The sequence below is a fragment of the Klebsiella sp. WP4-W18-ESBL-05 genome, assembly GCF_014169075.1.
Taxonomy (GTDB): domain Bacteria; phylum Pseudomonadota; class Gammaproteobacteria; order Enterobacterales; family Enterobacteriaceae; genus Kluyvera; species Kluyvera ascorbata_B.
In genome coordinates, this window is sequence record NZ_AP022057.1 from 1183912 (window position 1) to 1196410 (window position 12499).

A 12499-nucleotide genomic window follows, 5' to 3' on the forward strand; every position below is an offset into this window, starting at 1 on the left:
AGCATCAGGAGTGGCGGGGATGACTCCCCGCCGGGTCTCTTACTTAACAGATTCGTAGTCTGTGAAGACGGCGACCTCCGTATGCCCGCTGCGGATACGGACCGCGCAAAGATCTTTGCGCGTGACCAGTACCGACATCACGACGGTAATACAGAGGACAATCAGGGCAACAATCACTACCTTGTTCCGTTTCATAGGCTACTTCTCCTTGACCCTAAGGTCGGTAAGAGGCTAACCTAATACTGGTTGGTATTTAGGGGCCTCAGATTAATGTTAAGCGTCTTGCCGGACGCAGAATGTTATCTGGGGCTTTTGTCTATCTGCCTTTCACATCATGCTCAAGACAAACAGTCTCAAGCACCCGTTGCGATTCTATACCTCTTCCCCTCGAATGAGCTGCCTGAACGCTGGCCTCGCCGCTATTTAGGAAAACATCAATATCGGGTGCTGGCGCTTTTCTTCAGGCAATAAAAAACCCCGCCGAAGCGAGGTTTTTATCAAACGGTGTCTCTTTACCAGACGTAAGTCAGCAGGTTCTGAGAATTCGGCACCATAAAGTCGACCGACATCATCACGCTGAGCGCGGTAATGGCGATGATAGAGAAGCCGAACAGCTTGCGCGCCCAGACTTTATCATCTTCCACGTTGTAACCGCGCAGCGCCATGCCGAGCCACCATACGCTCACCGCAGCGGCAACAATCAGGTATTTATAACCCGCGTAGCCGCCAAGCGTTAGCATCAGCGTGGCGATAGCAAAAGCGACGATGTACAGCGTAATGTGATTTTTTGCCACCGAAATGCCCTTCACCACCGGCAGTACCGGGATGTTCGCTGCCTGATAATCCTTAAAACGGAAAATCGCGATAGCGTAGGAGTGGGGCATCTGCCACAGGCTGAAGATCGCCAGCAGAATCAGCGCGCCGCTGTCAAAGGTGCCGGATACTGCGCAGTAGCCAATCACCGGCGGCGCAGCGCCGGAGAGAGAACCAATCAGCGTGCCGTAAACGGAGTGGCGCTTCATGTACAGGCTGTAAACGCCGACATAAACCACGAACCCCATTACCCCCAGCCAGCAGGCGAGGGGATTGGCGCCGAACCACAGCAGCATGAAGCCAGCGAGACCCAGCAAAGTGGCGTAGACCAGCGACGTTTTTGGCGCAATCAGTCCCTTAACCAGCACTCGGTTCTTCGTTCGCTCCATCTTACGGTCGATGTCACGATCGATGTAGTTGTTGAAAACACAACCCGAGGCGACCACCAGAGACACACCGAGAAGCGTCCAGACGAACAGCGGATAGTCGATGTGACCTTTGGAGGCCAGCAGGAAACCGCCGATCACGGAGATCAGGTTGCCAAAAATGATGCCAGGCTTCGTTACTTGCAGGTATCGCTTAAACATACTCGCCGCTCTTAGTGAACCATCATGTTGTAGTTCAGGTTCCACATAATCCAGATGGACCCTACCACCACGATGGCAATGATTATCACGGTAAAGACAAACGCGGTCAGGTTCCAGCCTTCGTCAGACTTGCTGTTCATGTGCAGGAAGTACACCAGGTGTACGACAATCTGCACCACAGCGGTCACCAGAATGGTACCCAGAATCGCCGCATGCGACGCGCTGCCGGTCATCACCATCCAGAACGGGATCACCGTCAGGATGATAGACAGGATAAAACCTGTCATGTACGACTTCACGCTGCCGTGGGATGCGCCGCTGTGATCGTTAGAATGACTCATTACATCGCCCCCATCAGATAAACAACCGAGAACACACAGATCCACACCACGTCCAGGAAGTGCCAGAACAGGCTCAGGCACAGGATACGGGTACGGTTAGTGCTGGTCAGACCGCGGCGGGAAACCTGCACCATCAGCACCGCCATCCAGATAAGACCGGAGGTGACGTGCAGGCCGTGCGTGCCAACCAGCGCGAAGAACGCTGACAGGAAGCCGCTGCGATCCGGGCCCATACCTTCAACAATCAGGTGATGGAATTCATAGATTTCCATCGCGATGAACCCGGCACCAAACAGGAAGGTGAGGGCGAGCCAGGAAACGACCTGGCTCTTGTTGTTTTTGTACATGGCGATAGCCGCCATGCCGTAGGTGATGGAGCTGAATAACAGCAGTGCAGTTTCAACCAGAACGAACGGCAGCTCGAAGATATCTTTGCCGGTCGGGCCGCCCGCCGTGCCGTTTACCAGCACAGCGTAGGTAGCGAACAACGTAGCGAAGATAATGCAGTCGCTCATCAGGTAGATCCAGAAGCCGAAGATCTTCATCGGCCCTGTATCGTGATGCCCATGTTCATGCGCGTGGGCGTTATGCGCCAGAGTATCAGTTGCCATTTTTCAGCCCTGCCTTAGAAATCTCATCGAAATGCTGATTTTCCAGTTTTTCGACTTCTGCAACCGGCACGTAGTAATCCACGTCCTCGTCAAAGCTTTTGATGATCCAGGTGATCACGATGCCTGCAAAGCTGGCAATCGCCAACCACCAGATATGCCAGATCATGGCGAAACCAAAGACGGTAGCGAAGGCGGCAATCACGATACCCGCACCGCTGTTTTTCGGCATATGAATTTCTTCATACTGCGTCGGCTGTTTGTACGCTTCGCCTTTCTCTTTCATTTCCCAGAATGCGTCACGCTCATGAATGTGCGGCACAATGGCAAAGTTGTAGAACGGAGGCGGGGAAGAGGTTGCCCACTCCAGCGTACGGCCGCCCCATGGGTCACCGGTCAGGTCACGGTTCTGCTCGCGGTCGCGAATAGAGACGTAGAACTGAATCAGCTGGCACAGGATACCGCAGGCGATCAGCGCAGCACCGCACGCTGCGATAACCAGCATCGGGTGGAACTGCGGGTCAATCTGCTGGCTCAGGCGACGGGTCATGCCCATGAAGCCCAGCACGTACAGCGGCATAAACGCCACGAAGAAGCCGATGATCCAGAACCAGAAGGCGCGTTTGCCCCAGGTCTCGTTCAGGGTGAAGCCAAAGGCTTTCGGCCACCAGTAGGTCAGGCCGGCGAAGCAACCGAAGACCACACCGCCGATGATGACGTTATGGAAGTGCGCAATCAGGAACAGGCTGTTGTGCAGCACGAAGTCCGCGCCCGGCACCGCCAGCAGAACGCCGGTCATACCGCCGACCGAGAAGGTCACGATAAAGCCGATGGTCCACAGCATCGCAGAGTTGAAGACGATGCGGCCCTGATACATGGTGAACAGCCAGTTGAAGATCTTCACCCCGGTCGGGATGGCGATAATCATCGTGGTAATACCGAAGAAGGCGTTAACGTTCGCACCGGCACCCATGGTGAAGAAGTGGTGCAGCCAAACGATGAACGACAGGATGGTAATACACACGGTCGCCCACACCAGCGAGGTGTAGCCAAACAGGCGTTTACGCGAGAAGGTTGCGGCAACTTCAGAGAATACACCGAAGACCGGCAGAACCAGGATATACACTTCCGGATGGCCCCAGGCCCAAATCAGGTTGATGTACATCATCATGTTGCCGCCCATATCGTTGGTAAAGAAATGGGTGCCCAGATAGCGATCCAGGGTCAGCAGCGCGATGGTAACCGTCAGAATTGGGAAGGAGGCGATAATCAGGATGTTGGCGCACAGAGATGCCCAGGTAAATACCGGCATCTTGAACATCGTCATTCCTGGCGCACGCATCTTGATGATGGTCACAAAGAAGTTAATACCGGTTAACGTAGTACCAATACCGGAGAGCTGCAGCGCCCAAATCCAGTAATCGACCCCTACGCCCGGACTGTACTCAATTCCCGAGAGCGGCGGATAGGCCAGCCAACCGGTCTGAGCAAATTCACCTACGCCCAGAGACAGGTTAACCAGAATAACGCCGACAACGGTGAACCAGAAGCTCAGGTTGTTCAGGAACGGGAACGCCACGTCGCGCGCGCCGATCTGCAGTGGAACCACGAGGTTCATCAGACCGATAACGAACGGCATCGCCACGAAGAAGATCATGATAACGCCGTGGGCGGTAAAGATCTGATCGTAGTGATGAGGTGGCAGGAAGCCAGCTTCGCCGGCGGAGGCCAGCACCTGTTGGCTACGCATCATGACGGCATCGGCAAAGCCACGCAGCAGCATGACGATAGCGACGATGACATACATGATGCCCAGTTTTTTGTGGTCAACCGAAGTCAGCCACTCATTCCATAGGTAGGACCACTTACCGAAGTAAGTGATCAAGGCGAGTAACGCCAGACCACCGATGATAATGGCAGCGACCGTAACCATGACAATAGGTTCATGGAACGGCACTGCATCCAGTGTCAATTTTCCGAACATCGTTTTCTTCCTCGGCCCCTTAGTGAGCGGATTCCGCGTGGTTCATGTCCATGCCTTCCATACCCTCGTGCGCTGCGTGTTCGCCTTCCGGTTTGGACATGTTCATGCTTTTGCCGTGATCCATAAATTTGCTGGTCACTGCTTTAAACAAATCTGGTTTCACGCTGGAGAAGTACTCCACCTTGTTGTATTCGCTCGGTGCAGCCACTTTCTCGAATGCCGCCATGTCGTCCATGGTGTTCGGAGATTGTTTCGCTTTAGCGACCCACTGATCGAATGTGGCACGATCCGGCGTCGCAATGGCTTTGAACTTCATACCAGAGAAGCCCGGGCCGCTGTAACTGGCGGAGATACCGTCGTAGGTACCCGCTTCGTTAGCGATAAGATGCAGGTTGGTCTGCATACCGGCCATGGCGTAAATCTGGCTGCCCAGACGCGGGATAAAGAAGGAGTTCATCACGGAGTTGGAGGTCACTTTGAACTGCACCGGAACGTTCGCCGGGAAGGCGATTTCGTTGACGGTAGCAATGCCCTGCTCCGGGTAAATGAAGAACCATTTCCAGTCCATGGAAACCACTTCAATCGTGATCGGTTTCTCGTCATGTACCAGCGGTTTGCTTGGTTCTAAGGAGTGAGTGGTTTTCCAGGTCAGTACGGCGAGGAAGATGATGATAAGAATAGGCACGGTCCAGACCACAGCTTCCACTTTGTTGGAGTGTGACCAGTTCGGGCTATACTTCGCATCTTTATTGCTCGCACGGTATTTCCAGGCGAAACCAACGGCCATTAAGACGGCCGGAATGACGACGATCATCATCAGGCCGAAAGCCGTCAGAATCAGCGAACGCTGCTCCAGTCCAATCTGTCCTTTGGGGTCAAGTAGTGCAGAATCGCAGCCGCTGAGTAATACCGTGCTGGCGATTAATGACAACCATCCCAAGTTTTTATTGTATTTCCTGAGTCTCATGTAACGACCTCAATTCCACGGGGTGTTGGTGGCGTTTAAAGTGTGGGGTCATTTTACGGGAAGGTTACATTACTGTAAACATCATTGGTGCTCTGTCAGTTATGTGTTACTGGGTTCTGCCGTGCCTGTCACAGATGTTGCTAAATATGTCTATTTTCCGAGCGGAAAGCCCATCAGACGGGCGTTATAACGAAAGAGGGTATGGGGAAGGGGTTGGGATGGCAATTGGTATAACCATTGCTAAAAATATACAAATAATTAACAATTAATCATCAAATAAAAGACAATTGAAAAACGAAAATTTAATTGGTCTGGTGCTGAATCGGTTAATGAAATAAAGCATACCTTAAACGTTCCAGTAATTTCCAGAATTCTAAAGCGCACAAAAGCGCAAATAAAAAAAGATATATACGATGCGTGAGTTATTATTACGCATCGTGATTACATTGGATATGCCGCATTTTTTACTGAGTGAGTGAAACGGGCGTTTTCCTCAGTGCCAGATAGTCCAGCAGGCAACCAAAGACGATACCGATAAATGCAATGAGCACCCCGGCTTCGAGCAACGTGCCGGACCATGCTACGGCAAAGAGATGAAGCGCATCGCTAATCAGCAGCAGCAGCCAGATGCCTAGCAGGGCGACCCCAGCCAGGAGCAGACGCAGCGCCAGACGATAGCCGCCGCTGTAGGATACGCGCGGCATAAATTGCTCAGTCTGCTGGGTGTACTCCAGCGTCCGGCGGCAGATTAACAGCAGCAATATGCCCGGCACCGCGGCGATGACGGAGAAAAGATAGAACGTTGGCCAGCCGTGGGCTTCGACAAACCAGCCGGCAATCGGGCCTACATAGACCCGTCCAACGGCCGACAGCGCCGACAGCAGGGCAAACTGGGTGGCGGAAAAGGATTTGTTGCACAGCGTCATCAGCAGCGCGACGAACGCCGCCGTTCCCATACCGCCGCACAGGTTTTCAAAGAATACCGCCGCCGCCATGGAGTAGAGGTGCTTGTCGGTAACCGACAGCATCCAGTAGCCCGCGTTGGAAACCCCCTGCAGAATGCCAAAAATCAGCAGCGCGCGAAACAGCGTCAGGCGCTGCATCAGTACGCCGCCGTACAGCGCGCCGATGATGGTCGCAAACAGACCGAGAGTCTTATTGACCATCCCGACCTGCCCGGCATCAAATCCGACGCCGCGAATCAGGAAGGTGGTGGTCAGGCTCATGGCGAAGGCATCGCCGAGTTTGTACATGACGATAAGCAGCAGAATCAGCCACGCGTTGTTACGGCCAAAGAAATCTTTCAGCGGCGCCACGACCGCCTGTTCAAGGCTTTTCGGCACCGGGATAACATCGCTGGGTTCCGGCGCCAGCAGGGTGGCGATAATGCAGGGAACGAGCAGCGCTGCCATCAGCCAGTACATACCCTGCCAGCCCAGCCATTTATCGGCAAGCCACAGCGCTAAACCGCCGGAAACCAGCATCCCCAGGCGATACCCCAGCACGCTGATGGCTGCTCCGGCACCGCGCTCTTCGGCAGGCAGTACGTCGGTTTTCCAGGCGTCGAAGACGATATCCTGCGACGCGGAACAGAAGGCGATAATGACCGCCAGCGCCGCCATCCAGCGCAGCTGCGAGGCGGGCTCAAGGAAGCCCATTGCCGCAATGGCAATCAGCAGTAGGCATTGGGTGGTCAACAGCCAGCCGCGACGGCGGCCGAGGAACGGCGGCGTGTAGCGGTCCATCACCGGCGACCACAGAAACTTAAAGACGTAGGCCTGGCCGACCAGCGAGAAGAAGCCGATGGTTTTCAGATCGATATTCTCGACCGTCATCCACGCCTGAAGCGTCCCTGAGGTCAGGGCAAGCGGTAAGCCGGAGGCAAAGCCAAGAATCAGCAGAATGGCTGATTTGGGTTGCTGAAAAATGCGTAGATAGTGACCAGACATAGGTATATACGTTCAGACCCGGCGAAGCGCCGGGTCTGAGACGGGATTAGCGTGCGTTTTGTTTAATGAAATCGTGAATGGCGGTGTCCTGTGCCATATCGGCAATGGTGTCACCCAGAACGCTATCCACGGTATTGGCGATATTCTGGTTAGAGGCCTGGAACGCGCCTTCAACAGAGTAGTTTGAACGGTAGTTTTTGGTCATCTTATTACCGTTAGCGGCGGTCGCGATGATGGCGATATCGGCTTTGGTATTGATGTTGTAACGCACGTTACCCTGAGAAACGTCAGCATACAGCTGGTTAACGATGATCTGCAGGTTTGCTGCGCCGTTCGGGCCAATCATATAGCCGCGCGCGGTCATTTGTTTTTCCAGCACTTCTTGCATCAGGAAGCGCAGGTCGCGTGAAGCGGTCAGGGTGACCAGTTGGTTGTTACGGGTGACTTTTGCCAGCGCCTGATCCTGGCGCTGATCGGCGCCGTTGATGCTGACGGTGACGCCCATCAGGCTAGGATCCTGGGAAGGCAGCGTGATTTTCGGTGAGACGTCAACGGTCGTCGGCGGCGTTGCGCACCCGGCCAACATAAACAGTGCTACCAGTGGGAAGAGGATTTTTTTTAACATGTTAGGGTTCTCAAACGCATTGTTTACTGAAAATTCCCGTCATCATAACATCGCCAACGGTCAGGGGAAGTAGGCAACGCATGTAATTTCATCGTGTTGGTGCTTTTCTGCACCGCGTGACAGTTTGCGCCAGGATTTCAGATGAGAACGGATTGTAAAAGACGTTAACTTCATCTACTTGACAAATAAAATGGCGCGAACGCTAATTTTTTGTTGCCTTTGTGTAATGGAGTCAGTAAAAGCGGCTAACATTTAAAGGGATAGGCGGCATCTTAACGTTGTCGGAGGAGTAATATCATGATGATGCGTGAACAAATCGAAGAAAAATTAAGGGCAGCGTTTGATCCTGTGTTCCTGGAAGTTGTCGATGAAAGCTACCGCCACAACGTACCGGCAGGCTCTGAGAGCCACTTTAAAGTTGTGTTAGTCAGCGATCGATTCACCGGAGAGCGTTTCCTTAATCGCCACCGAATGATTTATGGCACCCTAACAGAGGAGTTTGCCTCGACCGTACATGCTCTGGCACTACACACTTACACGCGGAAAGAGTGGGAAGGTTTGCAGGATACCGTATTTGCTTCGCCGCCGTGTCGCGGCGCGGGCACTATCGCGTAGAAAAGGCATTTGCAACGCGGAACTTTTCCAGTATGTTGCGTACAGATTATGAGAAAACGGCCTGCGGGCCGTTTTGTTTTGTCTGAATTTTGCGCGCCAAAGACAGTATTCAGACAAAAATTAGCCGGGAATTGTGAAAAATGCCGCAGCAACGCGTGATAACCGTTCTCGACTCATAAAAGTGATGCCGCTATAATGCTGCGTCTTATTTTTCGGAATGTCTTCGGGATGATTCTGGCTACAGGGAATGGTTTCTGATTAAAAGAGAACGTCCCAGTACTGCAAGGCATGATTCAGAGTTGACCGAGCACTGTGATTTTTTTGAGGTAACAAGATGCAAGTTTCAGTTGAAACCACTCAGGGCCTTGGCCGCCGTGTAACGATTACTATCGCTGCTGACAGCATCGAGACCGCTGTAAAAAGCGAGCTGGTCAACGTAGCGAAAAAAGTACGCATTGACGGTTTCCGTAAAGGTAAAGTACCGATGAATGTTGTTGCTCAGCGTTATGGCGCTTCCGTGCGTCAGGACGTGCTGGGTGACCTGATGAGCCGTCACTTCGTTGACGCGATCATCAAAGAAAAAATTAACCCGGCTGGCGCACCGAACTATGTTCCGGGCGAATACAAACTGGGCGAAGACTTCACCTACGCCGTAGAATTCGAAGTGTATCCGGAAGTTGAGCTGAAAGGCCTGGACGCAATCGAAGTCGAAAAACCGGTTGTTGAAGTGACCGAAGCCGACGTTGACGGCATGCTGGACACCCTGCGTAAACAGCAGGCTAACTGGAAAGACAAAGACGGCGCTGTTGACGCTGAAGACCGCGTAACCGTTGACTTCATCGGTTCCGTAGACGGCGAAGAGTTCGAAGGCGGCAAAGCGACCGATTTCGTACTGGCGATGGGCCAGGGTCGTATGATCCCGGGCTTTGAAGACGGTATCAAAGGCCACAAAGCGGGCGAAGAATTCACCATCGACGTGACCTTCCCGGAAGAATACCACGCAGAAAACCTGAAAGGTAAAGCCGCTAAATTTGCGATTACCCTGAAGAAAGTTGAAGAGCGTGAGCTGCCGGAACTGACGGCTGAATTCATCAAACGTTTCGGCGTTGAAGACGGCACCGTTGAAGGCCTGCGCGCTGAAGTGCGTAAAAACATGGAACGCGAGCTGAAAGGCGCGGTACGTAACCGCGTTAAATCTCAGGCAATTGAAGGCCTGGTGAAAGCGAACGAAATCGACGTTCCGGCTGCGCTGATCGACAGCGAAATCGATGTGCTGCGCCGTCAGGCTGCACAGCGTTTCGGTGGCAACCAGCAGCAAGCGATGGAACTGCCGCGTGAACTGTTCGAAGAGCAGGCAAAACGCCGCGTTGTGGTTGGCCTGCTGCTGGGCGAAGTGATTCGTACCCACGAGCTGAAAGCTGACGAAGCACGCGTAGCTACCCTGATCGAAGAAATGGCTTCTGCCTACGAAGATCCGAAAGAAGTTATTGAATTCTACAGCAAAAACAAAGAGCTGATGGAAAACATGCGCAGTGTCGCTCTGGAAGAACAGGCTGTTGAAGCGGTTCTGGAAAAAGCGAAAGTGACTGAAAAAGCAACTTCCTTCAATGAACTGATGAATCAGCAGGCGTAATTTCGCTTTCCGGTTTACGGTTTTGAGAAAAACCCGTTGCCTTTTGGTAACGGGTTTTTTTTTATTGCAGCGATAGCGAAAGCTGACGTGATAAAACGCCGTTTGGGTGTTAGCGTAACAACAAAATATTGTTATGCTTGAAATAGGGTAAGATCGTACCCATTACTGGGGGAACGAATCACTCGCCGCATCGCTATAATCTGAATGTTGTGGCTATTTTATTTTTTATCCAGGAGACGGATATGTCATACAGTGGCGAAAGAGATAACTTTGCACCCCACATGGCCCTGGTGCCAATGGTCATCGAACAGACCTCCCGTGGCGAACGTTCTTTTGATATCTACTCCCGTCTGCTTAAAGAGCGCGTCATCTTTTTGACCGGCCAGGTGGAAGACCACATGGCGAACCTGATTGTGGCGCAAATGCTGTTTCTGGAAGCGGAAAACCCGGAAAAAGACATTTACCTGTATATCAACTCCCCAGGCGGCGTGATCACAGCAGGGATGTCCATTTATGACACCATGCAGTTCATCAAGCCAGACGTCAGCACCATCTGTATGGGGCAAGCGGCGTCAATGGGTGCGTTCCTGCTGACAGCAGGCGCAAAAGGTAAGCGCTTCTGCTTGCCGAACTCCCGCGTGATGATTCACCAACCGCTGGGCGGTTATCAGGGCCAGGCGACGGACATCGAAATCCACGCCCGTGAGATCCTGAAGGTGAAAGGACGCATGAATGAGCTTATGGCGCACCATACCGGTAAGTCTCTGGAGCAGATTGAAAGCGACACCGAGCGTGACCGTTTCCTGTCCGCTTCTGAAGCTGTTGAGTATGGCTTAGTTGACTCAATCCTGAGTCAGCGTAACTAATGTCATGACCGCACGTGCCGTCGCAGGGTATATACTACTAGAGGCGGCACAACGCTTGCGTAGCAGCTTGCGCTAAAGAATGGCATTTGCGTCGTCATATGCGGCACAAAGAACTTAAAAAGAGGTTTTGACTCATGACAGATAAACGCAAAGATGGCTCGGGCAAACTGTTGTACTGCTCTTTTTGCGGCAAAAGCCAGCACGAAGTGCGTAAGCTCATCGCCGGCCCATCCGTGTATATCTGCGACGAATGTGTCGACTTATGTAACGACATCATTCGCGAAGAGATTAAAGAAGTGGCGCCGCATCGCGAACGCAGTGCTCTGCCGACGCCACATGAAATTCGTCATCACTTAGATGACTACGTTATCGGTCAGGAACAGGCGAAAAAGGTGCTGGCCGTTGCGGTTTATAACCACTACAAACGTCTGCGCAATGGTGATACCAACAACGGCGTTGAGCTCGGCAAAAGTAACATTCTGCTGATCGGCCCGACCGGTTCCGGTAAAACGCTGCTGGCCGAAACGCTGGCCCGTCTGCTGGACGTACCGTTCACGATGGCCGATGCCACCACGCTGACCGAAGCGGGTTACGTGGGGGAAGACGTTGAAAACATTATTCAGAAGCTGCTGCAGAAGTGCGATTACGACGTACAGAAAGCACAGCGCGGTATTGTTTACATCGATGAAATCGACAAGATTTCCCGTAAGTCCGATAACCCGTCAATTACCCGTGACGTGTCCGGCGAAGGCGTACAGCAGGCGCTGCTGAAGCTGATTGAAGGCACCGTGGCAGCCGTACCGCCGCAGGGTGGCCGTAAACATCCGCAGCAGGAGTTCCTGCAGGTTGATACCTCGAAGATCCTGTTTATCTGCGGTGGTGCATTTGCGGGTCTGGATAAAGTCATTGCTAACCGTGTTGAAACTGGCTCCGGCATTGGTTTCGGCGCAACGGTAAAAGCAAAATCCGACAAAGCCAGCGAAGGCGAACTGCTGACCCAGGTTGAGCCAGAAGATCTGATCAAATTTGGTCTGATCCCTGAGTTCATTGGTCGTCTGCCGGTCGTGGCAACGCTGACCGAGCTCAGCGAAGAAGCGCTGATTCAGATCCTCAAAGAGCCGAAAAACGCCCTGACTAAGCAGTATCAGGCGCTGTTCAACCTCGAAGGTGTGGATCTGGAATTCCGCGACGAAGCGCTGGATGCGATTGCCAAGAAAGCCATGGCGCGTAAAACCGGCGCGCGTGGTTTGCGTTCCATCGTGGAAGCTGCGCTGCTCGAAACCATGTACGATCTGCCTTCCATGGAAGACGTTGAGAAAGTGGTCATCGACGAGTCGGTCATTGCTGGCCAGGGCGAACCGCTGCTTATCTACGGCAAGCCGGAAGCGCAGCAGGCATCTGGCGAATAATTCACCAGTTCATACAATCAGTTAATCAAAAAGGGGGGATTTTATCTCCCCTTTTATTTTTCCGTATTCATGGCGTTGAATGTGTGGAATACATCCCCATAT

The 12499-nt window shown here is 52.8% G+C and carries 12 protein-coding genes; 4 read left to right on the top strand and 8 right to left on the bottom strand.

The window, feature by feature from the left end; all coding sequences use genetic code 11:
* Window positions 1-39: 39 nt before the first annotated feature.
* The 8 genes from H7R58_RS05665 to H7R58_RS05700 all read right to left on the bottom strand — a co-directional run bounded on the left by H7R58_RS05665 (window position 40) and on the right by H7R58_RS05700 (window position 7874).
* A complete protein-coding gene (locus tag H7R58_RS05665; RefSeq protein ID WP_182929387.1) occupies window positions 40-195 on the bottom strand; it encodes a Hok/Gef family protein in 156 nt (51 codons plus the stop codon).
* Window positions 196-512: 317 nt separating this feature from the next.
* Entirely contained in the window at window positions 513-1400 is an 888-nt protein-coding gene (gene cyoE, locus H7R58_RS05670) for a heme o synthase (protein ID WP_106927994.1), read from the bottom strand.
* Window positions 1401-1411: 11 nt separating this feature from the next.
* The gene (locus tag H7R58_RS05675) at window positions 1412-1741 is read right to left on the bottom strand and encodes a cytochrome o ubiquinol oxidase subunit IV (protein WP_106927992.1); all 330 of its coding nucleotides are present in this window, start codon (window positions 1739-1741) and stop codon (window positions 1412-1414) included.
* Window positions 1741-2352, bottom strand: coding sequence for a cytochrome o ubiquinol oxidase subunit III (locus H7R58_RS05680; RefSeq protein ID WP_106927990.1), 612 nt, complete (start codon window positions 2350-2352; stop codon window positions 1741-1743). Before H7R58_RS05680 ends, H7R58_RS05675 begins: the two co-directional genes overlap by 1 nt.
* A complete protein-coding gene (gene cyoB / locus H7R58_RS05685; RefSeq protein WP_106927988.1) occupies window positions 2342-4333 on the bottom strand; it encodes a cytochrome o ubiquinol oxidase subunit I in 1992 nt (663 codons plus the stop codon). Before cyoB ends, H7R58_RS05680 begins: the two co-directional genes overlap by 11 nt.
* A 19-nt stretch (window positions 4334-4352) precedes the next feature.
* On the bottom strand, window positions 4353-5300 hold the full coding sequence (gene cyoA, locus H7R58_RS05690; RefSeq protein WP_106927986.1) for a cytochrome o ubiquinol oxidase subunit II: 948 nt from the start codon (window positions 5298-5300) through the stop codon (window positions 4353-4355).
* Window positions 5301-5764: 464 nt separating this feature from the next.
* The gene (gene ampG, locus H7R58_RS05695; protein WP_182929386.1) at window positions 5765-7249 is read right to left on the bottom strand and encodes a muropeptide MFS transporter AmpG; all 1485 of its coding nucleotides are present in this window, start codon (window positions 7247-7249) and stop codon (window positions 5765-5767) included.
* 46 nt (window positions 7250-7295) lie between these two features.
* Window positions 7296-7874: a lipoprotein gene (locus tag H7R58_RS05700; RefSeq protein WP_106927982.1), complete on the bottom strand. Its 579-nt coding sequence runs from the start codon at window positions 7872-7874 to the stop codon at window positions 7296-7298.
* 297 nt (window positions 7875-8171) lie between these two features.
* Between H7R58_RS05700 and bolA the strand changes: the two genes are divergently transcribed.
* The 4 genes from bolA to clpX all read left to right on the top strand — a co-directional run bounded on the left by bolA (window position 8172) and on the right by clpX (window position 12397).
* A complete protein-coding gene (gene bolA / locus H7R58_RS05705) occupies window positions 8172-8489 on the top strand; it encodes a transcriptional regulator BolA (protein WP_064547920.1) in 318 nt (105 codons plus the stop codon).
* Window positions 8490-8823: 334 nt separating this feature from the next.
* Window positions 8824-10122 (top strand): trigger factor, encoded by a 1299-nt coding sequence (gene tig / locus H7R58_RS05710; RefSeq protein ID WP_106927978.1) that lies wholly within the window; start codon window positions 8824-8826, stop codon window positions 10120-10122.
* Window positions 10123-10364: 242 nt separating this feature from the next.
* The gene (gene clpP, locus H7R58_RS05715) at window positions 10365-10988 is read left to right on the top strand and encodes an ATP-dependent Clp endopeptidase proteolytic subunit ClpP (RefSeq protein WP_035894303.1); all 624 of its coding nucleotides are present in this window, start codon (window positions 10365-10367) and stop codon (window positions 10986-10988) included.
* A 134-nt stretch (window positions 10989-11122) separates the two neighbouring features.
* Window positions 11123-12397, top strand: a complete 1275-nt coding sequence (clpX, locus tag H7R58_RS05720) for an ATP-dependent protease ATP-binding subunit ClpX (RefSeq protein WP_106927976.1) — start codon at window positions 11123-11125, stop codon at window positions 12395-12397.
* The last annotated feature ends 102 nt before the right edge of the window (window positions 12398-12499 follow it).